23 protein-coding genes are annotated in these 22,827 nt (G+C 56.1%); 4 read left to right on the top strand and 19 right to left on the bottom strand.

The genetic code is table 11. The features are described from left to right. Nucleotides 1-8 precede the first annotated feature (8 nt). Nucleotides 9-1,106, top strand: coding sequence for a type 1 fimbrial protein (locus ACSIPU_RS12335; protein WP_023320183.1), 1,098 nt, complete (start codon nucleotides 9-11; stop codon nucleotides 1,104-1,106). Nucleotides 1,107-1,149: 43 nt separating this feature from the next. Here ACSIPU_RS12335 and actP read toward each other — a convergent pair whose 3' ends face one another. The 3 genes from actP to acs all read right to left on the bottom strand — a co-directional run bounded on the left by actP (nucleotide 1,150) and on the right by acs (nucleotide 5,251). Beyond that, nucleotides 1,150-2,799 (bottom strand): cation/acetate symporter ActP, encoded by a 1,650-nt coding sequence (gene actP / locus ACSIPU_RS12330; protein ID WP_004109434.1) that lies wholly within the window; start codon nucleotides 2,797-2,799, stop codon nucleotides 1,150-1,152. Beyond that, entirely contained in the window at nucleotides 2,796-3,110 is a 315-nt protein-coding gene (locus ACSIPU_RS12325; protein WP_004127871.1) for a DUF485 domain-containing protein, read from the bottom strand. The genes actP and ACSIPU_RS12325 overlap by 4 nt, the downstream gene beginning before the upstream one ends. A gap of 182 nt (nucleotides 3,111-3,292) precedes the next feature. Continuing rightward, nucleotides 3,293-5,251, bottom strand: a complete 1,959-nt coding sequence (acs, locus tag ACSIPU_RS12320; RefSeq protein ID WP_004109430.1) for an acetate--CoA ligase — start codon at nucleotides 5,249-5,251, stop codon at nucleotides 3,293-3,295. A 411-nt stretch (nucleotides 5,252-5,662) separates the two neighbouring features. On the opposite strand from acs, the gene gltP reads away from it, so the two are divergent. Then, nucleotides 5,663-6,976 carry a glutamate/aspartate:proton symporter GltP gene (gene gltP, locus ACSIPU_RS12315; RefSeq protein ID WP_004109428.1) on the top strand — a complete coding sequence of 438 codons (1,314 nt, stop codon included), beginning with the start codon at nucleotides 5,663-5,665 and terminating at the stop codon, nucleotides 6,974-6,976. A 152-nt stretch (nucleotides 6,977-7,128) separates the two neighbouring features. Here gltP and ACSIPU_RS12310 read toward each other — a convergent pair whose 3' ends face one another. The 8 genes from ACSIPU_RS12310 to ACSIPU_RS12275 all read right to left on the bottom strand — a co-directional run bounded on the left by ACSIPU_RS12310 (nucleotide 7,129) and on the right by ACSIPU_RS12275 (nucleotide 16,575). Further along, on the bottom strand, nucleotides 7,129-7,812 hold the full coding sequence (locus ACSIPU_RS12310; RefSeq protein ID WP_004109426.1) for a tetratricopeptide repeat protein: 684 nt from the start codon (nucleotides 7,810-7,812) through the stop codon (nucleotides 7,129-7,131). A 285-nt stretch (nucleotides 7,813-8,097) separates the two neighbouring features. Further along, entirely contained in the window at nucleotides 8,098-10,245 is a 2,148-nt protein-coding gene (fdhF, locus tag ACSIPU_RS12305) for a formate dehydrogenase subunit alpha (RefSeq protein WP_077598860.1), read from the bottom strand. 274 nt (nucleotides 10,246-10,519) lie between these two features. Continuing rightward, on the bottom strand, nucleotides 10,520-11,431 hold the full coding sequence (gene alsK / locus ACSIPU_RS12300) for an allose kinase (protein ID WP_032728779.1): 912 nt from the start codon (nucleotides 11,429-11,431) through the stop codon (nucleotides 10,520-10,522). After that, nucleotides 11,415-12,110 (bottom strand): D-allulose 6-phosphate 3-epimerase, encoded by a 696-nt coding sequence (gene alsE / locus ACSIPU_RS12295; protein WP_004109415.1) that lies wholly within the window; start codon nucleotides 12,108-12,110, stop codon nucleotides 11,415-11,417. The genes alsK and alsE overlap by 17 nt, the downstream gene beginning before the upstream one ends. A 10-nt stretch (nucleotides 12,111-12,120) precedes the next feature. Then, nucleotides 12,121-13,101: a D-allose ABC transporter permease gene (gene alsC / locus ACSIPU_RS12290; RefSeq protein WP_004109413.1), complete on the bottom strand. Its 981-nt coding sequence runs from the start codon at nucleotides 13,099-13,101 to the stop codon at nucleotides 12,121-12,123. Next, on the bottom strand, nucleotides 13,080-14,612 hold the full coding sequence (gene alsA, locus ACSIPU_RS12285) for a D-allose ABC transporter ATP-binding protein AlsA (RefSeq protein WP_004109412.1): 1,533 nt from the start codon (nucleotides 14,610-14,612) through the stop codon (nucleotides 13,080-13,082). The genes alsC and alsA overlap by 22 nt, the downstream gene beginning before the upstream one ends. 76 nt (nucleotides 14,613-14,688) lie before the next feature. Next, nucleotides 14,689-15,624, bottom strand: a complete 936-nt coding sequence (gene alsB / locus ACSIPU_RS12280; RefSeq protein WP_070557068.1) for a D-allose transporter substrate-binding protein — start codon at nucleotides 15,622-15,624, stop codon at nucleotides 14,689-14,691. Nucleotides 15,625-15,687: 63 nt separating this feature from the next. Further along, nucleotides 15,688-16,575, bottom strand: coding sequence for a MurR/RpiR family transcriptional regulator (locus ACSIPU_RS12275; RefSeq protein ID WP_004137474.1), 888 nt, complete (start codon nucleotides 16,573-16,575; stop codon nucleotides 15,688-15,690). Between the two features lie 365 nt (nucleotides 16,576-16,940). On the opposite strand from ACSIPU_RS12275, the gene rpiB reads away from it, so the two are divergent. Together rpiB and yjdP are read left to right on the top strand one after the other, a co-directional pair. Further along, entirely contained in the window at nucleotides 16,941-17,390 is a 450-nt protein-coding gene (gene rpiB, locus ACSIPU_RS12270) for a bifunctional allose-6-phosphate isomerase/ribose-5-phosphate isomerase RpiB (RefSeq protein ID WP_064343608.1), read from the top strand. A 69-nt stretch (nucleotides 17,391-17,459) separates the two neighbouring features. After that, entirely contained in the window at nucleotides 17,460-17,792 is a 333-nt protein-coding gene (gene yjdP, locus ACSIPU_RS12265; RefSeq protein ID WP_004109408.1) for a DDRRRQL repeat protein YjdP, read from the top strand. On the opposite strand, the gene ACSIPU_RS12260 is transcribed toward yjdP, so the two are convergent. The 8 genes from ACSIPU_RS12260 to phnL all read right to left on the bottom strand — a co-directional run bounded on the left by ACSIPU_RS12260 (nucleotide 17,786) and on the right by phnL (nucleotide 22,789). Further along, the gene (locus ACSIPU_RS12260) at nucleotides 17,786-18,193 is read right to left on the bottom strand and encodes a hypothetical protein (RefSeq protein ID WP_004109407.1); all 408 of its coding nucleotides are present in this window, start codon (nucleotides 18,191-18,193) and stop codon (nucleotides 17,786-17,788) included. The two genes, yjdP and ACSIPU_RS12260, sit on opposite strands and share 7 nt — an antisense overlap. A gap of 92 nt (nucleotides 18,194-18,285) precedes the next feature. Further along, complete coding sequence (locus ACSIPU_RS12255) at nucleotides 18,286-18,612, bottom strand: low molecular weight protein tyrosine phosphatase family protein (RefSeq protein WP_026055915.1); 327 nt, start codon at nucleotides 18,610-18,612, stop codon at nucleotides 18,286-18,288. Next, nucleotides 18,612-18,836, bottom strand: a complete 225-nt coding sequence (locus ACSIPU_RS12250) for a hypothetical protein (protein WP_004109405.1) — start codon at nucleotides 18,834-18,836, stop codon at nucleotides 18,612-18,614. Before ACSIPU_RS12250 ends, ACSIPU_RS12255 begins: the two co-directional genes overlap by 1 nt. Nucleotides 18,837-19,093: 257 nt before the next feature. Then, nucleotides 19,094-19,561 (bottom strand): hypothetical protein, encoded by a 468-nt coding sequence (locus ACSIPU_RS12245; RefSeq protein WP_023329128.1) that lies wholly within the window; start codon nucleotides 19,559-19,561, stop codon nucleotides 19,094-19,096. 70 nt (nucleotides 19,562-19,631) lie between these two features. Next, entirely contained in the window at nucleotides 19,632-20,390 is a 759-nt protein-coding gene (phnP, locus tag ACSIPU_RS12240; RefSeq protein ID WP_032728780.1) for a phosphonate metabolism protein PhnP, read from the bottom strand. A 16-nt stretch (nucleotides 20,391-20,406) separates the two neighbouring features. Further along, complete coding sequence (gene phnN / locus ACSIPU_RS12235; RefSeq protein ID WP_004109402.1) at nucleotides 20,407-20,970, bottom strand: ribose 1,5-bisphosphokinase; 564 nt, start codon at nucleotides 20,968-20,970, stop codon at nucleotides 20,407-20,409. Next, nucleotides 20,970-22,106, bottom strand: a complete 1,137-nt coding sequence (gene phnM, locus ACSIPU_RS12230; protein WP_108704305.1) for an alpha-D-ribose 1-methylphosphonate 5-triphosphate diphosphatase — start codon at nucleotides 22,104-22,106, stop codon at nucleotides 20,970-20,972. The genes phnN and phnM overlap by 1 nt, the downstream gene beginning before the upstream one ends. Then, the gene (gene phnL, locus ACSIPU_RS12225; RefSeq protein ID WP_070557065.1) at nucleotides 22,103-22,789 is read right to left on the bottom strand and encodes a phosphonate C-P lyase system protein PhnL; all 687 of its coding nucleotides are present in this window, start codon (nucleotides 22,787-22,789) and stop codon (nucleotides 22,103-22,105) included. Before phnL ends, phnM begins: the two co-directional genes overlap by 4 nt. Nucleotides 22,790-22,827 lie beyond the last annotated feature (38 nt).

Genomic DNA, 22,827 nt, shown 5'->3' with positions numbered 1-22,827 from the left:
GGATATATATGAATAAATATTTTTTATTACTATTGATGTTGGTTTTCCCTATTTATGGTTGGTCCTGTAGCTCTGGGGCCAATTATGGTGATGTGACGATGGCAAATCTACCCGAACAAATATTAATTAATGCGGGGAGTTATTCTGCCGGAACGGTCCTTTATGACTCCGGGAGAATAACGCGTTCGAATACTCAGGTCTGGAACTGTGAGGGGAAGATGTATGCCCGTTTTGAATGGTCTTCAGCAAATGCAGGCGCACTTACTGGCGATCATATCTATACGACATCCGTACCGGGTATTGGTTTAAGAGTGAAAGTCTGGCTGAATATTACCGGTGAATATGATGGCGATACTGACGATTTTCTCCCTGATTACACTGAGCATTATATTGGCGACTCAGAGTTTTATCTTGGAAAACCAGGGGGGTTTTTAGATATCTATGCCACAACAAACTATTCACCCGCCTACCAGCTACAGCTGGTGGCCACGGGAGGCGCAATCGCCAGCAACAGCTCTCTGTCGATAAAGGACCCTATCTCATCGGTTTCGCTTAAAGATAGCACTGGCACGATGGTTATTTCCCAACTGCACATCAGCGGTACGACGCAAATCAAGCTGACGCCGATGGGCTGTACGGCAGGTACGACCGCGCTGAATTTCCCTATGGGCTCCGTGAAAACGAGTGAGTTTACTCTTTCCTCGACAGCCGGCTCCGCCCAGCAAACGCTGATGCTTTCCTGCGAACCCGGAACCAATATATCAATGCGTGTGACGGCGACTGAAGCCGAAGGCGATAATCCGAACAGGAGCGTTATTGCGTTAACGGCGGGGGAAAACGTAGCAACCGGTGTGGGTGTGCAGTTAAGCCTCAACGGGAAGGTCATACCGTTAAACACCAGTTTTTATTTAAGTACATCCAGCAGAAGTGTAACGTTGAATGCCGGAGCTGAGGCCAGCTACGCAACCTTCACCTACCCGAATAATCCCGGCGGCGCTGCTGCATCGAACTCGCTCATCTTTTCAACTAACTATTACAAAACCGGGGCTGAAGTGACGCCTGGAACGGCCAACGCCAGCGGAACGATAACATTTACCTATAACTAGAATCACCCCTACCCCAGCCGTCAGGCCGGGGTAGGGGTAATCATTAATGCGCCTGACCTTTCTCAATACCGATCCCGGTCTGAGAACGAATAAACTGGGCGCGGAACAGTTCACGCTCGCGCGCGCCTTCCGCGGAGCTATCGGTAGCAGAGAAGAACCAGATACCGATAAAGGCCACGGCGATAGAGAACAGCGCCGGATATTCATATGGGAATATCGCCTTTTCGTGACCGAGGATCTGCACCCAGATAGTCGGACCGAGGATCATCAAAATCACCGCGGTCAGCAGACCCAGCCAGCCGCCAATCATCGCCCCGCGCGTGGTCAGCTTCGACCAGTACATCGACAACAGGATAATCGGGAAGTTACAGCTGGCGGCGATGGAGAATGCCAGGCCGACCATAAAGGCGATGTTCTGATTCTCGAACAGGATACCCAGCAGAATCGCCACCACGCCGAGGATCAGTACGGTAATTTTCGACACCTTGAGTTCCTGACGCTCGGTCGCGCCTTTGCGGAACACGTTAGCATACAGGTCGTGAGACACCGCCGATGCGCCCGCCAGCGTCAAGCCAGCAACCACCGCCAGAATCGTGGCGAAGGCGACCGCTGAGATAAAGCCAAGGAACAGGTTGCCGCCGACCGCATCCGCCAGATGCACTGCCGCCATATTGTTGCCGCCGATAAGCTGCCCGGCCGCGTCTTTGAACGCCGGATTCGCCCCCACCAGCATGATGGCGCCGAAGCCGATGATAAAGGTCAGAATATAGAAGTAACCCATAAAGCCGGTGGCATAGAACACGCTCTTACGCGCTTCTTTGGCATCGCTCACGGTGAAGAAACGCATCAGAATATGCGGCAGACCCGCGGTGCCGAACATCAGCCCGAGGCCGAGCGAGAGCGCCGATATCGGATCTTTTACCAGTCCGCCGGGGCTCATAATCGCCGAGCCTTTCGGGTGCACCGCCATTGCTTCGGTGAACAGATTATTGAAGCTGAAGCCGACGTGCTTCATCACCATAAAGGCCATAAAGCTGGCGCCGAACAGCAGCAGGACCGCTTTAATAATCTGCACCCAGGTGGTGGCGAGCATGCCGCCAAACAGGACGTAGAGCACCATCAGCACGCCGACAAGCACTACCGCGACGTGGTAGTTGAGGCCGAACAGCAGTTGAATCAGCTTACCCGCGCCGACCATCTGGGCGATGAGGTAGAGCGCCACTACCACCAGCGAACCGCAGGCGGAAAGGGTGCGAATCGGCCCCTGTTTGAGACGATAGGAGGCCACGTCGGCAAACGTGTAGCGGCCGAGGTTACGCAGGCGTTCGGCGATCAGGAACAGAATAATCGGCCAGCCGACGAGGAAACCGAGCGAGTAGATCAGCCCGTCGTAGCCGGAGGTGTAAACCAGTGCGGAAATACCGAGAAACGAGGCCGCCGACATAAAGTCGCCGGCAATCGCCAGACCGTTCTGGAAACCGGTAATGTTGCCGCCAGCGGTGTAGTAGTCGCTGCGTGACCGTACGCGTTTTGACGCCCAGTAAGTGATATACAGCGTCAGGGCGACAAAAATCAGGAACATGATGATCGCCTGCCAGTTGGTCGGCTGGCGCTGTACCGCGCCGGTGAGGGCATCTGCGGCATTGACGGTCAAAGGGAGCGTGGCGGCGAGCGCCGTCAGGACTTTCTTCATGATGCTTTAACCTCGCTGAGAATGCTTTTTGTCAGCCGATCAAATTCACCATTTGCCCGCCAGACGTATATTCCGGTTAATACGAAAGAGATAACGATCACGCCGATACCAATCGGAATACCCCGGGTGACGCTGGTTCCCGCATGCAGCGGCGTGCCCAGCCAGCCGGGGGCAAAGGCGATAAGCAGAATAAAACCCACATAAATCACCAGCATAATCAGTGACAGGATGGCGGCAAACCTTTGCCGGGCTGCAACAAGCTCCTTAAAATGCGCACTATTTTCTATCCGCTGACAAATCTGATCGTTCATCATAGCGTCTCCAGAGGTTCCCTTTTGTCATCCACGCGCCGGTCGTCGGCAACACTTATCCCCCCGGCAGTTAACTGTCGGGAGTCAGCCTGTTTACCGCTTTCCTGCTACCTGAAATCCTTGGGGAGTGGGTATTTATATCCTCTCCCCTGGTGGGGAGAGGGTGTAGGGGATCGGTTAGTTTATGATGGCATAGCGATGGCCTGCTTCTCTTCGAGCAGTTTTTCCACCACGCCAGGATCGGCAAGCGTTGAGGTATCGCCGAGATTACTGGTATCGCCCGCGGCAATTTTGCGCAGTATACGGCGCATGATTTTGCCCGAACGGGTTTTCGGTAACGAATCGGTCCAGTGCAGCACGTCCGGCGTCGCCAGCGGGCCAATCTCCTTACGGACCCAGTTGCGCACCTCGGCGTAGAGCTCCGGCGTCGGTTCTTCGCCATGGTTGAGAGTGACGTAAGCGTAAATGGCCTGGCCTTTGATGTTATGCGGAATGCCGACCACCGCCGCTTCGGCGATTTTCGGATGCGACACCAGCGCCGATTCGATTTCGGCGGTTCCGAGACGGTGGCCGGAAACGTTCAGCACGTCATCGACGCGACCGGTGATCCAGTAGTAGCCATCTTCGTCACGGCGCGCGCCGTCGCCGCTGAAGTACATATTTTTAAAGGTCGAAAAGTAGGTCTGTTCGAAGCGTTCGTGGTCGCCAAACAGCGTACGCGCCTGGCCCGGCCAGGAGTCGGCGATCGCCAGGTTACCTTCGGTGGCGCCTTCCAGCGGCGTGCCTTCGTTATCCACCAGCACCGGCTGAACGCCGAAGAAGGGACGCGTCGCGGAACCGGCCTTCAGCTCAATGGCGCCGGGCAGCGGGGTGATCATAAAGCCGCCGGTTTCGGTTTGCCACCAGGTGTCCATCACCGGGCACTTCTCGTTGCCGATCTTCTTCCAGTACCACTCCCAGGCTTCCGGGTTAATTGGTTCGCCGACGGAGCCGAGAATGCGCAGGGAAGAGCGGTCGGTGCCTTCAATAGCCTTATCGCCTTCCGCCATCAGCGCGCGGATCGCCGTGGGGGCGGTATAAAGAATGTTGACCTGATGCTTGTCGACCACCTGGCACATGCGCGCCGGGGTTGGCCAGTTCGGTACGCCCTCGAACATCAGCGTCGTCGCGCCGCAGGCCAGCGGACCGTACAGGAGGTAGCTGTGGCCGGTGACCCAGCCGACGTCGGCGGTGCACCAGTAGATGTCGCCCGGATGGTAGTCAAAAACGTATTTAAACGTTGAGGCCGCATAGACCAGGTAACCGCCGGTAGTATGCAGTACGCCCTTTGGCTTACCGGTCGAGCCGGAGGTATAAAGGATAAACAGCGGATCTTCAGCGTTCATCTCTTCAGGCTGGTGTTCCGCGCTGGCTTTCTCAATCAGATCGCTCCACCACAGGTCGCGGCCTTCCTGCCAGTCGATTTTGCCGCCGGTACGTTTAAACACCACCACGTTTTCGATGCTCTTCACGTGCGGGTTTTTCAGCGCGTCGTCGACGTTCTTCTTCAGCGGGATCGCGCGACCGGCGCGCAGGCCTTCATCAGAGGTGATCACCAGGCGGGAGTTGGAATCTATGATACGTCCGGCGACTGCTTCCGGTGAGAAGCCGCCGAAAATCACCGAATGGATAGCGCCGATGCGGGCGCAGGCCAGCATGGCCACCGCGGCTTCCGGCACCATCGGCATATAGATAGCCACGACATCGCCCTTTTTAATGCCGAGGTCGAGCAGGACATTGGCAAAGCGGCAGACATCGCGGTGGAGTTCGCGATAAGTGATATTTTTGCTCTGGCTGGCGTCGTCGCCTTCCCAGATGATGGCCGTCTGGTCGCCGCGCTCCGCCAGATGGCGATCGAGACAGTTAGCGGCCAGGTTAAGGGTGCCGTCTTCGTACCATTTGATGGAGATATTACCCGGCGCGAACGAGGTGTTTTTCACGCGCGTGTAGGGCTTGATCCAGTCGAGAATTTTGCCCTGTTCGCCCCAGAAGGCATCTGGGTCGGTGACGGACTGCTGATACTGCGCCTCGTACTGTTCCGGGTTAATCAGGCAGCGTTCCGCAATATTAGCGGGAATAGAGTGTTTATGTATTTGGCTCATGGCTTTTTTTCTCCTGTAGGTTGTTAAATATATGTCAAATAAACGTTAATAGTAGGGGCTTTGGCGGCTTTGTTTGCTATTTGGGGGACAGATCACGCATTGATTGAACTGAATGAAAATCAATCAAATGAAACTTTGAGGTGAAATAATTTCTGAAATGGATTTATAGAAAATGAATTTATTAAATATTTTTTATAACAAATACTTATGCAAGATAAGTTGGGGATATTAGCGAGTTTATGCATAAAACCAGAGTAAACCGCTGTTCTTAAAGACTTGCGCAGCATGCCGTGCAAATGATACTGATATTGCGCGTTAAATAACCCCATAAAGCAACGCAACACAATTCATACCCCTTTCAGTGGGTGCCATTACCTCCTGGAATGGCGCCTTTCATCGAGGAAGTCTGTAGTGAAGAAAAAAACAAAAGTCAGCCTGGCCTGGCAAATTTTGCTGGCTCTGGTGCTGGGCATACTTCTGGGCAGTTACCTGCATTACCACGCCGAAAGCCGTGACTGGTTAATCTCGAACCTGCTGACCCCGGCGGGCGATATCTTTATCCATCTGATTAAAATGATCGTCGTACCGATCGTCATCTCGACCCTGGTGGTCGGCATTGCCGGCGTAGGCGATGCGAAGCAGCTGGGCCGTATCGGCGCGAAAACCATTATCTATTTTGAAGTGATCACCACGGTGGCCATCGTGCTGGGGATTACCCTGGCTAACGTCTTTCAGCCAGGAAGCGGCATTGATATGTCGCAGCTGGCGGCGGTGGATATTTCGAAATATCAAAACACCACGGCAGAAGTACAGAGCCACGCGCATGGCCTGATGGGCACCATCCTCTCGCTGGTACCGACCAATATCGTGGCTTCGATGGCGAAGGGCGACATGCTGCCGATCATCTTCTTCTCGGTGCTATTTGGTCTCGGCCTTTCCTCGCTGCCCGCTACCCATCGTGAACCGCTGGTCACGGTGTTCCGCTCTATCTCTGAAACCATGTTTAAAGTGACGCATATGGTGATGCGCTACGCGCCGGTGGGCGTGTTCGCGCTGATCTCGGTGACCGTGGCGACCTTCGGCTTCGCTTCACTGTGGCCGCTGGCGAAGCTGGTGATTCTGGTTTATTTCGCCATTCTGTTCTTCGCGCTGGTGGTGCTTGGCATCGTGGCGCGGGTATGCGGACTGAGCATCTGGACCCTGATCCGCATTCTGAAGGATGAGCTGATTCTGGCCTACTCTACCGCCAGCTCCGAGAGCGTGCTGCCGCGTATTATCGAGAAGATGGAAGCCTACGGCGCGCCAGCGTCGATCACCAGCTTCGTGGTGCCGACCGGCTACTCCTTTAACCTCGACGGCTCGACGCTGTATCAGAGTATTGCGGCTATCTTCATCGCCCAGCTGTACGGTATTGATCTGTCCATCTGGCAGGAAATTACCCTCGTGCTGACGCTGATGGTGACGTCGAAAGGGATTGCCGGCGTACCGGGCGTCTCCTTCGTGGTGCTGCTGGCGACGCTGGGCAGCGTGGGCATTCCGCTGGAAGGTCTGGCGTTTATCGCCGGCGTTGACCGTATCCTCGATATGGCGCGTACCGCGCTGAACGTGGTGGGCAACGCGCTGGCGGTGCTGGTTATCGCCAAGTGGGAACACAAATTTGACCGCAAAAAAGCGCTGGCGTATGAGCGTGAAGTGCTGGGCAAATTTGATAAAACGGCGCAATAAAACAGAAAGCCCGGTGACATCGCACCGGGCCTGAGAGAAAAGCGTCGCGTTTCTGTCGGCGGCTAACGCCTGACCCGGCCGAAACACTCCAGCCAGAACGGCTGGTGAACATCTCCAACAAGCCCGGCGTATGGACTGCGCCGGGCTTTTTCTTATCTTTTACTTATCCTGTCGAACTCTTCACAGCCGGTATCAAACCCCTCCTGACAGCTAACGTTGAGCCAGTGCAGCGCTTTCTGCCGGTTCGGTTCGATAAAGCCTTTTTCCCCCTGCAGGAAAAGCATCCCGGCCCAGTATTCGGCGTAGCCGGTACGGGAGAGGGCAGAGCTCTCTTTAAAGTACTGCGTCGCTTTGACATCATCTTCCGGAAGATGAACGCCGCTGGCGTAAATCAGCCCCAGCAGCATCTGAGCGTCAACGGCTGAATCGCTTTCCGGATCCTGCGCGGCGTGCTGTAACAGAGTGATGGCGTGGGGGTAGTTCGGCGTACCGGCCTGCTGGTTCACCAGCACCCGGGCGAGAACAATTTCCCCCGCCTTGCTGCCTGTTTGTACGGACTTTTCCGCCAGCACTTTAGCCTGGTGGTAGTCGGCCTGCTGAGGATTGCGGATTTTGAGCTGGGCCAGCAGCGCCAGCGCGTCGCCATCGCCGTTGTCTGCGGCTTTCTGCGCCCAGAATTCGGCCTGGGGAAAATCGCCGAAGCTGACGTAAGTATCCGCCAGGTAATATTGTGCACGTGGATCGCCGGCTTCGGCCTGCTGTCTATACTGGCTACCTGGTTCCATGGCGCCTGAGGTGAAGCTTGCTATCACCAGCAGTAAATAGAGGTATTTCATTTTTTATTATCGGTAGAGGACATAACGAGCAGTATAAAGGCAGGGGAAGAAGAAGAAAACGCCGGGAACTCGTGGGGGATACTTATGGTTTATCCGAATAATCGTGCCGTCTGTTTCCCCGGGGGCGGCGCCGACGCGCCTTGCCCGGGCTACAGATTCACAGTCGTCTGCGGTCCGTTAGCCCGGATAAGGTGTTAGCCGCCATCCGGGGGGATTGATTCACAGTCTTCTGCGGTCCGGTAGCCCGGCCAGGTGCGAAGCACCGCCTCCGGGGAGGCGGTCCGATTAACCCAGCGCGCTTTCGCGCAGGCGGGCTTTCAGCTTGTTGTACTCATCAATGACGTACTGCTCAGCGGCACGCTGGTCGGCAATCGGCTCAACGTTGACGGCGCAGTACTTGTACTCCGGCGTTTTGGTTATCGGGCTCAGGTTCTCGGAAACCAGCTCGTTACAGGCGCCAATCCACCACTGGTAGGTCATATAGACCGCCCCTTTATTCGGACGATCGCTGACCTGCGCGCGGGTGATAATACGGCCCTTACGCGAGTTCACCCACACCAGCGCCTCATCCTCAATGCCCAAACGTTCGGCATCGGCGGTGTTGATTTGCGCATAGCCAGGTTCATCCGCCAGCGCGGCCAGCGCCGCACAGTTACCGGTCATCGAACGGCACGAGTAGTGGCCGACTTCGCGCACCGTCGACAGCACCATCGGGTACTCTTCGGTGAGTTTGTCAATCGGCGCGACCCAGTCGCAGGTGAAGAACTGCGCCAGACCGTTCGGGGTATCGAACTTCTCTTTAAACAAATAAGAGGTCCCCTGATCGGCGTCGGACTCATCGCGGCACGGCCACATGACGTAGCCTAGCTCGCCCATTTTCTCGTAGGTGGCGCCGTAGAAATCCGGACACAGATGCCGCAACTCGTCCCAGATCTCCTGGGTGTTGTTGTAGTGCATCTTGTAGCCCATCCGGGTAGCGATTTCGCTGATAATCTGCCAGTCGGTTTTCAGGTCCCATTTCGGCTCTACCGCTTTAAAGAAGCGCTGGAAGCCGCGGTCCGCTGCGGTATAGACGCCTTCGTGCTCGCCCCACGAGGTGGACGGCAGGATAACGTCGGCCGCTGAGGCGGTTTTGGTCATGAAAATATCCTGGACGATAACCAGTTCCAGATCGTCGAATGCCTTACGCACTGCGGACAGCTCGGCGTCGGTCTGGAGCGGATCTTCCCCCATAATATACGCCGCCCGCACTTCGCCATGCGCCGCGCGGTGCGGCAGCTCGCTGATGCGGTAGCCGGTGTGCGCCGGCAGGCTATCGACGCCCCAGGCTTTGGCGAACTTCTCGCGGTTCTCCGGGAACTTAACGTATTGATAGCCCGGATAGGTATCCGGCAGCGCGCCCATGTCGCAGGCGCCCTGAACGTTGTTCTGGCCGCGCACCGGGTTGACGCCGACGCTCGGCTTGCCGAGGTTGCCGGTGAGGATCGCCAGGCTGGTCAGCGAACGTACGGTTTCCACGCCCTGGTAGAACTGGGTCACGCCCATGCCCCACAGGATCGCGGCGGATTTCGCGCTGGCATACATACGGGCGCAGGCGCGGATCTCCTGGGCGCTCACGCCGGTGATCTCTTCCACCGACTCTGGCGTGTAGCCTTCGACGATTTTGCGATACTCTTCGAAGCCCTCAGAACGGCTGGCGACGAAGGATTTATCGTAGAGGTCTTCTTCGATAATCACGTGCCCGATAGCGTTGAGCAGCGCGATATTCGAGCCGTTCTTCAGCGCAATGTGCATATCGGCAATGCGCGCGGTTTCAATTTTACGCGGATCGCAGACGATGATTTTTGCCCCGTTGCGTTTGGCGTTAATCACGTGATTCGCCACAATAGGGTGTGAATCTGCCGGGTTATACCCGAAGATAAACACGAGATCGGTATTGTCGATCTCGGTGATGGCATTACTCATAGCGCCGTTACCGACCGATTGGTGCAGACCTGCAACCGATGGGCCGTGTCAGACGCGAGCGCAGCAGTCGACGTTATTGGTACCAATAACGGCGCGCGCGAATTTTTGCATCACATAGTTGGTTTCGTTACCCGTTCCGCGGGACGAGCCGGTAGTCTGAATCGCGTCCGGGCCATATTTCTCTTTAATAGCGCTGAGGCGAGTGGCGACGTAATCGAGCGCCTCATCCCAGGAGACGGATTCCAGCTTGCCGCCGCGCTGGCGACGGATCATAGGGGTTTTCAGGCGCGGGGTAAGGATCTGGGTATCGTTAATGAAGTCCCAGCCATAATAGCCTTTCAGACACAGGGTTCCCTGGTTGGTTTTCCCCTGTGCCGCTTCCGCCCGAACGATTTTGCCGTTATCGACCACCAGGTTGATTTTGCAACCTGATGCGCAATACGGACAAACCGTGACGACTTTTTTCATCGGTCTTGCTCCAGTTAATCAATTGGCGCATACGCGCTATCGCGCCGTCACTATGCATCTTCTATGCCATGTTTTCATTGTGGGTATCGCCTGATGATACGTTGTTTTTTTGGGCGAAATGCTGACGAAAAACAGGCTATCGTCAGTTTTGACGTGTCGACGCGGGAGCAGGTGACGCGCTCGGACAGACGATGATGGATAGCCCGGGAGGGGCGCAGCTCCGCTTCCGGGGAGGATAGCGGGCAGGCTTGAAAGCGGTGCTGCGCTTATTGGGCTAGGTCAAATAACGGCTTCTCGCCAGCGCCGCCGCGCCCCGGGCGCCGTTAAACGCCGAGGAGGAAGCGGCGATAAAGCGTACGGCCTGATACGGTAGCGGACGGCGAACGTAGGTTTTAACCCTGGTGATTAGGGCGTCGCGCGGGAAAGCGGGCATATCCATTACTCCGCCGCCGAGGATCACCGCATCGGGGTCGAACAGGTTAATACTGGTGGCGATGGCGCGGGCGGCATGATTCAGCAACTGCTGCACAAACGGCTCCTGTGCGGCATGAACGAACAGCTCGCCCAGTTCGTACGCGCGCGGCTGCTGTTCATACCAGCGCTTTAGCGCAATGCCGGAGCAGACGGTTTCCAGACAGGCGGGGTTGCCGCAGGCGCAGGTGAGGGCGTCATCGCCCTGGGGGATATGCCCCAGCTCGCCCGCCACGCCGTGGGCGCCGGTCCACGGCCCGCCGTTTAGCCAGACCGCGAAGCCCATACCGGTGCCAAGATAGGCCGCCAGCACCTCCTGCTCCTGCAGGCCGTTCTGCTGCACATCAAAAGAGAGCTGCAGATTCACATCGCGGGAAAACTCCACCGGGCAGCCCAGCGCCGCTTCCAGCCGGTCCGCCAGGTTATACAGATCGTCAGTGGCCAGAGGCAGGTTGGGGGTGGAGATAATCGTCCGCTTGTCTTTTGCCACCAGCGCCGGAAACCCCATCACCAGCCCGCAGCAGCGGGCATCATGTTGGTTTAGCTGCTGCTGTAGCAGGTTTTTAATGCCGTTAACCAGGCCGTCGGCGTTAATCACCTCCGCGGTACGCAGCTTTTCGCAGTGCAGCGCTTCGCCCTGCGCCGTTTGCAGGCAAAAACGGATATGAGTCGCTCCCATATCCACGCCCGCGACGACGTTACGCTGTTTTTGCATGAGGCTGTACCTCGTTTTTTGCCGCCAGAATTTGCTCGACCATGATCTGCCACGCCTCTTCAATCTTCTCGGCGTGATTAAAGAGGCCCGAAGTGCCGACGATAAAGACGTCCGCGCCCGCCGCCATCAGTTTTTCATAGGTGGCTTTATTGCAGGAGCCATCGATTTCGATCTCGTAGTTCAGCCCTTCGCGCTCGCGCCAGGCTTTAAGTTCAGCGATTTTCTCCAGCATTTCCGGGATAAATGGCTGTCCGGCAAAGCCCGGATCGACGGTCATTACCGTGATTTTGTCGGCTTTATGAATGTAGTACTTCATGGTCTCAACCGGGGTTTCCGGGTTAAGGATCAGCCCGACTTTCATGCCGTGGCGTCGAATTTCTTCGATCAGGCGGAAGGCCTGGCCGTTGATGGTTTCCGGATGCAGGGTGATAAAATCCGCCCCCGCCTGCGCCAGCTGGCTAATGTAATCCTGCGGGCGGGTGACCATCAGATGGCAATCCAGCGGTTTGCTGGCCAGCTTTTTGACCTGGCCGACGAAAAACGGCGACAGGGTCAGGTTCGGCACAAAATGACCGTCCATGATATCGATGTGAAAATAGTCTGCATGCTGGTCGATAAACTCGATCTGTTCTTTAAATTTCAGCAGATCCATACACATTAAAGAGGGAGCAATTTTCATGATAAATTCCTTACTTACTGATAAGACGGTCGAGGGCGACAGCCGCGATGATTAATCCGCCCATTACCACCAGCTGGTAGTAGGTTTGTACTTGCAGAATGTTCAGTCCGTTATTGATAGTGCCGATAATCAGGCCGCCGATGACCACCGAGAAGATGCGTCCTTTGCCGCCGAAGAAGCTGGTACCGCCGATGATGGCGCTGGCGATGGCGTAGGTTTCAAAGCCCATACCGGCCAGCGGCTCTGCTGCGCCGAGACGCGCGGTAGAGACCACGCCCGCCAGTCCGGCGCAAATACCGGAAATGATGAACACCAGCAGCATGTGAAACTTGACGTCGATACCGGAGTAGAAAGCGGAGTTTTTGTTGCCGCCCAGCGCGTAGATATTGCGGCCGACGCGCATACGGGTGGTCAGGAACCACAGGATCAGCGCCACAATCAGCGAGAAGATCACCGGCACCGGGATGCCCAGCGGCGTGGCGGCAAAGAAGTTAACGAAATCAAATGAAAAGCCGTACACCGAGTTGGCATCAGAGATAACCAGCGTGATACCGCGGAAGATGGCGTTGGTGCCGAGGGTAATAATGAACGGATGCAGCCCGGTCCAGTTGACCAGACAGCCGTTGATGGCGCCCAGCGCGCCGCCGACCAGCACGCCGCCGATCAGCGCCGCAAGGAACGGGTCAACGCCCGCCAGCATCAGCTTGGCGGTGACCATCCCGGAGAGCGCGAGGATCGCCCCGACCGACAGGTCGATCCCGGCGACGAGGATCGCGAAGAACTCGCCCATGCCGATCAGCACGGTGACCGAACTCTGGACAAAGATCTGCGTAATGTTGTTGGTCGTCAGGAAGTACTCTGACGACAGGGTGCCGAAGATGGCGACGATGATAGCGAGGATAAAAAAGGTGCCGTATTTATCCCAGAACAGCGCGAAGTTAAACGGTTTTTTCTCGTCCATATCGCCTTTTACTCTTGTGGTAGTGCCCATGCCATAATCTCCTCTTCGCTCATATCGTCGCGATTGGTCAGGATTTGCGTCAGTCGCCCTTCGCAGAACACGGCAATGCGGTCGCAGACGGCGATAATTTCAGGTAGTTCGGATGACACCATCAGGATGACTTTTCCGTCATCGGCCAGCTGGCGCATCACTTTATAAATTTCGGCTTTTGCGCCCACGTCGATACCGCGCGTCGGCTCGTCAAAAATGATCACTTCGGGGCTGCAGCATAGCCATTTCGATATCAGCACCTTCTGCTGGTTACCGCCGGATAGCTCGGTAATGTTCTGATCGACCGAATGGCACTTCAGCGCCAGCAGCTTGCGCTGCTCTTCCGCCGTTTTGCGTTCGTCGCCTTCGCGGAACAACCCCATGGCCCCTTTGTAGCCGCCGCGCTTCAGGCTCTGGCTGACTGCCATATTCTGGGCGATAGAAAAATTGGGGAAAAAGCCGTTTTCCCGGCGGCTTTCGGTGATGTAGCCCATGCCTTTCTTTAAGGCGTCCAGCGGCGAGCGGGGGGAGATCGCTTTGCCGTTGAGGTAAATTTCACCGCTGCTACGCTTATCAACCCCAAACAGGCAGTCCATCAGCTCGGTGCGCCCGGAACCGACCAGTCCGGCAAAACCGAGAATTTCGCCGCGATTCACGCTAAACGAGATATCGCGTACCTTTTTCTTGTCATGGCTGGTGACGTTTTTCACTTCAAACACCGTCTCGCGGGCGATATTGCCGGTGCTCTCTTTCATGGCGTTGAAGCGGTTTTGCAGTTCGCGGCCAACCATCAGACGAACGATGTCATCGTTATTCACTTCGCTGACCATCCCGCTGCAGACGCTGCTGCCGTCTTTCATGACCGTGTAGCGGTCGCAGATGCGGCGTATTTCCGCCAGCTTGTGTGAGATATAGACAATGGCGGTGCCCTCTTTCCGCAGCTGATTCATGATCAGAAACAGATAGTCCACCTCTTTATTGGTCAGCGAGGAGGTCGGTTCATCCATGATCAGAACTTTGGCATCAAGCATCAGCGTCTTGGCGATTTCCAGCATCTGCTTGTGGCTGATGGAGAGGTTTGCCACCTTTTCGTCTAAGTCGATCTTTAGCCCGACGCGCAGCAGCATCATCGCCGCCCGCACGCGCATTTCTTTCCAGTCGATCACGTTGACGCCGCAGACTTTTTTCGTCAGATGGCGGCCAATATATAAATTCTCCAGCACCGTTAATTCATCAATGACGCTGAGTTCCTGATAAATAATTCCAATGCCGAGCTGGGCCGCTAATTTATGATCAAGCTTGTCGTAGTTAACGTTATTAATCGTAATGGTGCCTTTGGTCGGTTCATGTATTCCCGACAGAACTTTCATCAGCGTTGATTTACCGGCACCATTTTCCCCTAATAACGCATGTATTTCATGGGGGTAAATAGTTAAATCAACCGATTTTAATGCGTGAACCGGGCCAAAGGATTTGCCGATCCCCGCCATTGAAATATATGGCGTGAGCATAGATTTTCCTTATATTTTCACCCTCTCCGTGGGGGAGAGGGTCGGGGTGGGGGCAACCGTCAGTACAAGGTTAGTCTTATTTCGTCACCAGAATGGAGTCCACCAGCTTAAACTGCGGGGCTTTATCCAGAGGGATGACTTTGCCGCTCTTCTCAGCATCGACCATCAGCTTAAGACCCGTAGCGCCAATATCCGCCGGGTTCTGGGCGACTGTGGCGGTCATCTGTCCGGCTTCGACCATTTTGCGCGCTTCAGGAATGCCGTCGGTACCGACTACCAGTACCTTGCCGGTTTTGCCGGCATTAGCGACGGCCTGGGCGACGCCCATTGCCATGGTGTCGTTGGCGCAGTAGATCGCTTTAACGTTCGGGTTACGCTGCAGCACGTTGGTGGCGACGTCCAGCGCCTTGATGCGGTCCCAGTCGGCAGGCTGACTGGCAACCAGATTGATTTGACTCGCTTTTTTGAAAGCTTCGGTGGCGCCATTGCGGCGGGCCTCACCGGACGCGTTACCGGCTTTGCCTTCGATAATAGCGACTTCGCCGCCTTCAGCACCCAGTTTGTCGATGATAAACTCTGCGCCTTTTGCCCCGACCGCCACGTTATCGGTGGTGACAAAACCTTCTACGTTGCCGCCGGCTTTCTTCAGGTTATCCATATCGATTTTTTCATCGAGGTTGACCAGATAGATACCCTTTTTCCAGGCTTTAGCCACCGGCATCACCAGGTTTACCGATGAGAGGGGGGCAAAGGCGATACCTTTGTAGTTTTTATTGCTCAGGTCTTCAAACAGCTGCAGCTGCGACTGAAAATCCCCTTCAGAAGGTGAGGCAAAAATATCGACGCTCACGCCCAGGGTTTTGGCTTCGTCTTCAATACCCTTTTTCATATCAACCCAGAATGGGTTGGATAAGGTTTTTAAGACCACGGCATAATCGGCGGCGGCAAAGGCGCTGGTGGATAACATTACGCCCATAGCCGCGCCGCTGAAAAGTTTCAGATATTTATTCATATCAATACTCTCGGTGTAAGATACAATTTTATTGATCCCACTGATGTGGGATCGGCTTTTTATTTACTTCAGCGCGCCTGGAGAAAAGAAATTAACAATTGCGCCGGTTTTTTGCATGTTTAAATTCGCTTGTTCAATATTAAGCTGGGCAACGGAAACAAAGAATGCATCTAATAATGTCAGTTGTAATATACGCGCTGAGGCGTTTCGGCCTAATAAAGGTGTCTCTGGTGCTGGCGAACAAATAATAAAATCAGCTAATTTGGCAATCGGCGAATGATAGCTGTGGGTGATGCAAATAATTTTTGCCCCGTTCTTTTTAGCCAGCTCCACCGCGGATTTAATATCGCTGGTGCGCCCGGAGTGTGAAACCACCAGCACCACATCGCCTTCTTTCAGCAACGAGGCGGACATCATCATGATATGCGCGTCCGGGTAGGCCTGGCAGCGCACGCCGATACGTAAAAATTTATGCTGCACGTCGGCGCAGATGGCGTTGGAGCCGCCCGCGCCGTAAAGATCGCGCTGGTTAGCCTGAGCGAAAAAGCGCGCCGCGCGGTGAATCTCGTCGACGTTAACGATCGACTGGCCTTCCATAATGGTGCGCAGAGTGATGTTAAACACCTTGTTCACCACATCCTGCGGCGCTTCATCAAAGGAGAGCTCGGTCGGTAGCACCTGCTCAGATTGCGAAAAGTAGGCCTCCAGCGCGCTGCGCAGGTTACGAAAACCGCTAAACCCGAGCAGCTTAGAAACCTTAACGATCATGGCTTCTGATACCGACAGCGCTTCCGCGACGTCTTTAATGGCCGGCGCATCGCTGAGATTGCCGGGGGTAAGCAACCATTCGACGATACGGCTCTCGTTTTCGGTCATGCCTTCCTGCTTCATGCGAAGCCAGGGGGCAAGGCCGATACCGTTAGGGAGCGAACTGGATTCTGACTGACTCATCGCTTTCTCTTTGTCCATAAAATGAAGACGACACTATATCACCACAGGCAAAACAAAAAAGATACCGCCAACTTCACAAAATTTATTTTTTTATAAAGTTATGTTTATTGTGAAGTTTTGCTAAAATTCATTTTTACTTTTACATGCAATAAATTCATTATAAATCATACTATTGTGTGATTTATATGGTTCTTTTTCTGAAAAGTGCATATGGCGTTAAATAACGTTTTCGACTTGATTTGTAAAATATCAGCGTGTAGAAAGGAGCCGGATGATGCTATTTTCAGCGTTTCCAGGGGCATTTTTAGGCGTTTAAATCACAACGCCAACCATCCTTGTAAAGTTAACAACAGGCGAGGCTAAGTATGAAAAGGATTGCATTTGGCTGCGATCATGTCGGTTTTATCCTGAAAGACGATATCGTTGCGCATCTGCGCCAGCGCGGGATTGACGTCGTGGATAAAGGCGCATGGTCTACGGAACGTACCGATTATCCGCGCTATGCCAGCGCCGTCGCTGAGTCCGTTGCCGCTGGTGAGGTCGACGGCGGGATCCTGATCTGCGGCACCGGCGTCGGCATCTCTATCGCTGCCAATAAGCATCCCGGTATTCGGGCGGTGGTGTGCAGCGAGCCCTACTCGGCGCAGCTTTCACGGCAGCATAATGACACCAATATTCTGGCCTTTGGCGCGCGGGTGATCGGCCTTGAACTGGCAAAAATGATCGTCGATGCCTGGCTGGATGCCGAATTCGAGGGGGGGCGCCACCAGGGGCGGGTAGACGCGATCGGCGCGATTGAGCAGCAGCGGATTTGAGATTCCTCCGCTACTCGCCGCGGTAGCGCTTGATTAACGTAAAGCCAGCCCACCGATGAGACTGGCTTTATGAAACGTTATACTACCGCTTTGCTTTTTTGCACCCTATCCCTCGCCGGCCAGCTGGCGCACGCCGATGTGATCGACGACGCTATCGGCAATATTCAGCAGGCTATTAACGATGCTTACCACCCGGGCGATAGCCGTTCCGACGACGATGACTATGATGATGGGCGCTATCAGGGCAGCCGTCAGCAAAGCGCCGATCGCCAGCGGCAGTATGAAGACAGACGACGACAGCTTGAAGATCGCCGCCGCCAGCTTGACGAGCGTCAGCGCCAGCTGGACAGCGATCGGCGACAGTTAGAAAACGACTGGCGTCGTCTGGATGATGATTACTGATGCCGGGCGATCCGCGGCGGGAGCCAGGGAATCAGCAGCCCCATAACGATGCCGGACGGCAGCGCCGAGATAAGCAACAGCGGGATTAAATAGAAAAACATCGGAATAAAGGCGCCGATGATGCCGCAGCAAATGGCCGTTATCAGAGGCCCGGCAATCCCGCCTGCCAGCATCCGATAGTACCAGGCGCAATCAGCGTGGCCCGTCAGGATAGCCATGAAAATGCCGGTTAACAATGCGGGTAAAAAGCCAATACCCCAGGTGAGGGATAATACTTCCGGAAGATGATTGAGGAGCTCATCAACTGAGATGACCCTGGGTAAAAAGAGAATGAGCGGTAGCGGTATTAACGGCCCAAGGGCCACGAACCAGCCTGCATGATGAATCATTCGTCCTGTCACGATCGTTTCCTTCCCTGTTTTTTTGTCCGTCGGGAAAGGTATTTCACTACTGTGAAGCGAGGATGAAGTCAGGGTAAAACGGTGATAGAAAATTAGCTCAGTTCGGGCAGGGCGGGGACCAGCTCTTTCAGCAGGGCGACAAGTTCGGGGTCCATATAGCGGTAGTCGTCGGGGATATCCAGCACGTAAAGCGGTTTATTTTCGACCAGGCGACGATATTCAGCGACCAGTCGATTTTTATGTTTCTGCTCCATCACGCAGATAATATCCGCCCAGTTAATCAGTTCAGGAGTAAGGGGTTTTCTGGCGTTCCGGCTCGTGCCCGCAGAGCGCACGTTCATGCCAGGATAACGGCGGAACACCTGTTCCGCCGTCGGGCTTCGCCATTGATTGCGGCTACAAACAAACAGCACGTTGATCAATTCGATAACAGCTCTTCCATTCCCTGATGCGCCAGCTGGCGACGAGTTTTACGGGGATATTCCATTCCCAGCTGCGCGGCGCGTAGCAATTTTTCTGAACGCAAATAGAGATGCTTCCAGTTTTTCTCGCGACGAAAACGTAAGAGGGCGGTGTGAACATCGCGAGACTTATTGCGCTGCTTTTGCGCCATGCGCCAGCCCCGGCTACGGGTTGTTTCCATGGTCTTTTCTCTCTCAGATTAATCGGGTTCAGCAGCCGCGATAATACGGAGAGGAAAGCGCCGCTATGTTAACGCTGCCAGGGGCTTTTTATCCAGCGTTTTCACGCGTGTTGAATACCGGGGCAGGGGCTGCTGGTGTGCGGTCGTCGGAGGATCCGGGCCGTCTGGATAAGGGTTACCGATGTGCCGCGATCCGCGGCGGAAGCCTGGGAATCATCGGCCCGAGCCCCGCAAACCAGCCGATATGATGCAGGAACTTATTCATTTGGCGTTTTTCTCTGCTCCCTGCCCGGCAGATAGGCTATCAGCCATCCCATAATCAGTCCGGAGAACAGGCCAGAACCTGCGATTACCCGGAACCCATGACCACGCAGAATAAAGGTTGTCAGATCGGTATCGGAGAAAAGCAGCACGCCGGTTAGCGGTATTGCCGCGCATATGGCCAGGCCAATGGTCGCGCTGGCGAGGATACGCCGGTAATGAATCGCATGAATACCCGTGGGCAAAAAAGCGACGGCGATCCCGGTCAGTAGCGCCGGGATGGCGCCAGCAGCCCAGGGGACGATGAGAAAATACGGCAGTTCAGAAAAGACAAATTCAAAGAAACTACCCACCGAACGGCGCGACTGTATGACGATGGCGACGATGGCCCACAGCAGGCCAATATAGGGGCCAATGAATGCATACCAGCAGGCATGGCGAAGCGTGCGTCGTGTTGTGGTCATGTGAATCCCTTCAGATGGTTAAGTCCGCAGGGAAGATAGTGAGGTTAAGTGAAGGGATGATGAAGTTTGGTTAAGGCAGCACAATCTCAATGCCGTCAAATCCCGCTTCAAACCCCGCCGGCAGAGAGTGCTCCATCATCCACGCGTCGAAGCGGTGGCTAATATGAGTGAGGATCACTCGCGGGCAGCCGATGACCTGGTTAATGGCCCGCACGGTGTTCAGGTCGCAGTGGTTGCGCGGCGGCTGCGGGCGCGGCTCGTGGCTACAGTCGATGATGATAAGCTGCGGCTGATTATTCAGCAGGAACTTCAGCGTTTTTTCCGGCAGCGCGGCGGTATCGGAGAGCCAGGCGACCCGGCTATGGGCCGACTCCAGCAGATAGCCAAACGTGAGCCTTGAGTGATTCAACGGCAGCGGCGTGACGCGCAATCCCTGAAGTTCAAACCGCACAAATGGTTCGACGGTGTGGCTGAAATCCAGCAGGCCCGGATGCTTAAACAGGTCATCGCAGCCCTGATCATCCGGGGGGCCGTATACCGCAATGGATTCGCCCACGCCCCAGCGCAAGGGGAACAGCCCCTGTACGTGATCCATATGATAATGGGTGAGCAGAAACTGCTGAAAGCTGCCGGCGGGCCACTGCGTCATCAGATCCGGCAGCCCGGCATCGAGCAGCGTCACCGCGCTATTGAATTTAACTATCGCGCTACAGGGGCGACGACGATGCGCTTCGTCGGCGCGGGCGCGGCGACAGGCGGGGCAATCGCAGCCAAAAACCGGCACCAGCTGCGCGCCGCCGGTGCCGGTTAAGCGGATACTCAGGCTCATGCTTTCTCCTCGCGCGTCAGGCTGGCTGCCGTTCGCGTCGGTTGCCGTGAATGCGAATCAGCGAAACCAGAGCGTCCACCGACTGGCTAAGGCGACCATCGTTATTTAGCGTCAGACACGCGCTCGGCGTATAGCGCGCCGCGCGCGCCATGCGCTGGGCGATTTCTGTTTCGTTCTCCCGCCCGCGCCGCGCCAGGCGTTGTCTGAGCACCTCCGGTGAAACCTGCAAACAGATAGGCAGGAGGGCGTCAGCATAGCGCGCCTGCGCTTGCGCAAGGTGCGCGCGTGAACCGTTAGCGACCACGTCGAACCCGGCGTGCAGCCACAGGTCAATCTCGATGCCAATACCGTAGTAATGGTGGTTTGCATGCCAGCTGAGGGCAAACAGATGCTGCTCGGCGCGGGTAAAAAACTCTCGCTCGCTGAGGGCGATATGGTTTTCACCACCCGCATTGGGCGAACGAGTAATGTAGCGGTGCGCTACCAGCAGCTGCGGATGCTCACGCTGGCGCAGCGCCGCCAGCAGGCTGTCTTTACCGGAGCCGGAGGCACCGACCAGCCAAATCAGTTTTCCTGTCATCAGAAGACCCTCTTACCTTGCCGCCAGACGTGATCGATATGGATATGCTCGCCGTGACGGCGCGCCAGCACCAGGTCCGCCCGCTTACCTTCGGCAATCGCCCCGCGGTCGTGCAGCCCCAGCGCCTGCGCCGGGTTTTGACTTACCAGACGAATAGCCTGCGCGAGGGTAAAAGCGTTGCCCTCGTCGTCAGCGATGCGGAAAGCGGCATCCAGCAGGCTGGCGGGATAATAGTCGGAGGAGAGAATATCCAGCAGTCCGCTGGCCGCCAGATGATGGGCGGCGACGTTCCCGGAGTGCGAGCCGCCGCGCACGATATTCGGTGCGCCCATCAGGACGCTCATCCCATGCTGGCGCGAGGCCTGCGCTGCGGCGATAGTGGTGGGAAATTCGGCGATAACGCTGCCAAGCTGGCGTGACTCGAGCACATGTTCGCAGGTGGCGTCATCGTGGCTGGCCAGCGCGATATTCCGCTCGCGGCAGATCGCGGCGATGCGCTGCCGGTTGGGCTGTGACCAGGCAGCCGCCAGCGCCATCTGCTCCTCTTCGAAGGCGTCCATCTGTTCGTTGGTCAGATGGTATTTGCCCTGGTAGTAGTCGCGGTATTTGCTGCGGTCGGCGTACTGGCGCTGGCCAGGGGAGTGATCCATCAGGGAGACCATGCTCACCGGTTCGCGGCCAACCAGCTTCTCGAACAGCGGCAGAGTGGTGTGATGCGGCAGTTCGCAGCGCAGATGCAGCCGGTGTTCGGCGCGGTTGAGGCCTCGCTTTTGCGTCTCCTCCACGGCGTTGATCATCTTTTCCAGGTTCTCCAGACGATCGCCGCCGTCGCGGACATCGCCAATAGCCACGGCATCCAGCACGGTGGTGATGCCGCTGGCGACCATCAGCGCGTCGTGGCTGCTCATCGCCGAGTGGGCGGGCCAGTCCACCTTCGGTCGCGGGGTGAAAAACTTGTCCAGGTTGTCGGTATGGAGCTCGATAAGTCCCGGCAGCAGCCAGCCGCCGTCGCCGTCAATGGCCTCCGCCAGCCGGCTCTGGCTTTCGGCAAAGGCTGAAATTCTGCCGTCCCGCACCTTCAGCGAACCGTTAACCACCTCGTCTTCGAGGACCAGCTTTACGTTGTTGATAATCATGCTGAAATCCCCATGGGGTGCAGGCGGTCGGCGACCTGTTTACGCGTGGCCTCGTCGTGGAAAATGCCGACGATCGACGCGCCGCGGGCTTTGGCTTCCTGGATCAGTTCCACCACGGCGGCGCGGTTTTTGTTGTCCAGCGAGGCGGTGGGTTCGTCGAGAAGCAAGATCGGGTAGTCCACCGCGAAGCCGCGGGCGATATTGACCCGCTGCTGTTCGCCGCCGGAAAAGGTCGAGGGGGCGAGGTGCCACAGACGTTCGGGCACGTTCAGGCGCGTCAGCAGGCGGGCGGCTTTACCGGCGCTCTCTTCGCGCGGGATGCCCAGCTCGAGCAGCGGCTGCATGACGACGTCGAGGGCGGAGATGCGCGGGATCACTCGCAGAAACTGGCTAACCCAGCCGATGGTGGTTTTACGCACTTCCAGGACTTGGCGCGGCGTGGCGGTGACCAGATCCACCCATTCATCGCCGTGGCGGATATAGATGTGGCCGCTATCGGGGAGATAGTTGGCGTACAGCGAACGCAGCAGGGTCGATTTTCCGCTGCCGGAGTGGCCGTGCAGCACCACGCATTCGCCGACGTTTACGCTCAGCGAGGCGTCGGCGAGTACCGGCAGACGCACGCCGTTCTGCTGGTGCAGAACAAAGGTTTTATGGATGTTTTCCACGCGAATGGCGTTCATTTTTAGCCTCATCGTGCCTGAATTTCCCCGGATCGCGG

The sequence above is a fragment of the Klebsiella sp. HN106 genome, assembly GCF_051209435.1.
GTDB lineage: Bacteria > Pseudomonadota > Gammaproteobacteria > Enterobacterales > Enterobacteriaceae > Klebsiella > Klebsiella oxytoca.
Note: the sequence above shows the minus strand (reverse complement) of the source record. Positions and strands in the feature narration are given on the sequence as shown.

What these genes read in the sequence shown, in the direction of transcription:
- ACSIPU_RS12335 (WP_023320183.1), top strand. Translation starts at nt 9, where the DNA reads ATGAATAAATATTTTTTATTACTATTGATGTTGGTTTTCCCTATTTAT.
- actP (WP_004109434.1), bottom strand. Translation starts at nt 2,799, where the DNA reads ATGAAGAAAGTCCTGACGGCGCTCGCCGCCACGCTCCCTTTGACCGTC.
- ACSIPU_RS12325 (WP_004127871.1), bottom strand. Translation starts at nt 3,110, where the DNA reads ATGAACGATCAGATTTGTCAGCGGATAGAAAATAGTGCGCATTTTAAG.
- acs (WP_004109430.1), bottom strand. Translation starts at nt 5,251, where the DNA reads ATGAGCCAAATACATAAACACTCTATTCCCGCTAATATTGCGGAACGC.
- ACSIPU_RS12310 (WP_004109426.1), bottom strand. Translation starts at nt 7,812, where the DNA reads ATGAAATACCTCTATTTACTGCTGGTGATAGCAAGCTTCACCTCAGGC.
- alsK (WP_032728779.1), bottom strand. Translation starts at nt 11,431, where the DNA reads ATGCAAAAACAGCGTAACGTCGTCGCGGGCGTGGATATGGGAGCGACT.
- alsE (WP_004109415.1), bottom strand. Translation starts at nt 12,110, where the DNA reads ATGAAAATTGCTCCCTCTTTAATGTGTATGGATCTGCTGAAATTTAAA.
- alsC (WP_004109413.1), bottom strand. Translation starts at nt 13,101, where the DNA reads ATGGGCACTACCACAAGAGTAAAAGGCGATATGGACGAGAAAAAACCG.
- alsA (WP_004109412.1), bottom strand. Translation starts at nt 14,612, where the DNA reads ATGCTCACGCCATATATTTCAATGGCGGGGATCGGCAAATCCTTTGGC.
- alsB (WP_070557068.1), bottom strand. Translation starts at nt 15,624, where the DNA reads ATGAATAAATATCTGAAACTTTTCAGCGGCGCGGCTATGGGCGTAATG.
- ACSIPU_RS12275 (WP_004137474.1), bottom strand. Translation starts at nt 16,575, where the DNA reads ATGAGTCAGTCAGAATCCAGTTCGCTCCCTAACGGTATCGGCCTTGCC.
- rpiB (WP_064343608.1), top strand. Translation starts at nt 16,941, where the DNA reads ATGAAAAGGATTGCATTTGGCTGCGATCATGTCGGTTTTATCCTGAAA.
- yjdP (WP_004109408.1), top strand. Translation starts at nt 17,460, where the DNA reads ATGAAACGTTATACTACCGCTTTGCTTTTTTGCACCCTATCCCTCGCC.
- ACSIPU_RS12250 (WP_004109405.1), bottom strand. Translation starts at nt 18,836, where the DNA reads ATGGAAACAACCCGTAGCCGGGGCTGGCGCATGGCGCAAAAGCAGCGC.
- ACSIPU_RS12245 (WP_023329128.1), bottom strand. Translation starts at nt 19,561, where the DNA reads ATGACCACAACACGACGCACGCTTCGCCATGCCTGCTGGTATGCATTC.
- phnP (WP_032728780.1), bottom strand. Translation starts at nt 20,390, where the DNA reads ATGAGCCTGAGTATCCGCTTAACCGGCACCGGCGGCGCGCAGCTGGTG.
- phnN (WP_004109402.1), bottom strand. Translation starts at nt 20,970, where the DNA reads ATGACAGGAAAACTGATTTGGCTGGTCGGTGCCTCCGGCTCCGGTAAA.
- phnM (WP_108704305.1), bottom strand. Translation starts at nt 22,106, where the DNA reads ATGATTATCAACAACGTAAAGCTGGTCCTCGAAGACGAGGTGGTTAAC.
- phnL (WP_070557065.1), bottom strand. Translation starts at nt 22,789, where the DNA reads ATGAACGCCATTCGCGTGGAAAACATCCATAAAACCTTTGTTCTGCAC.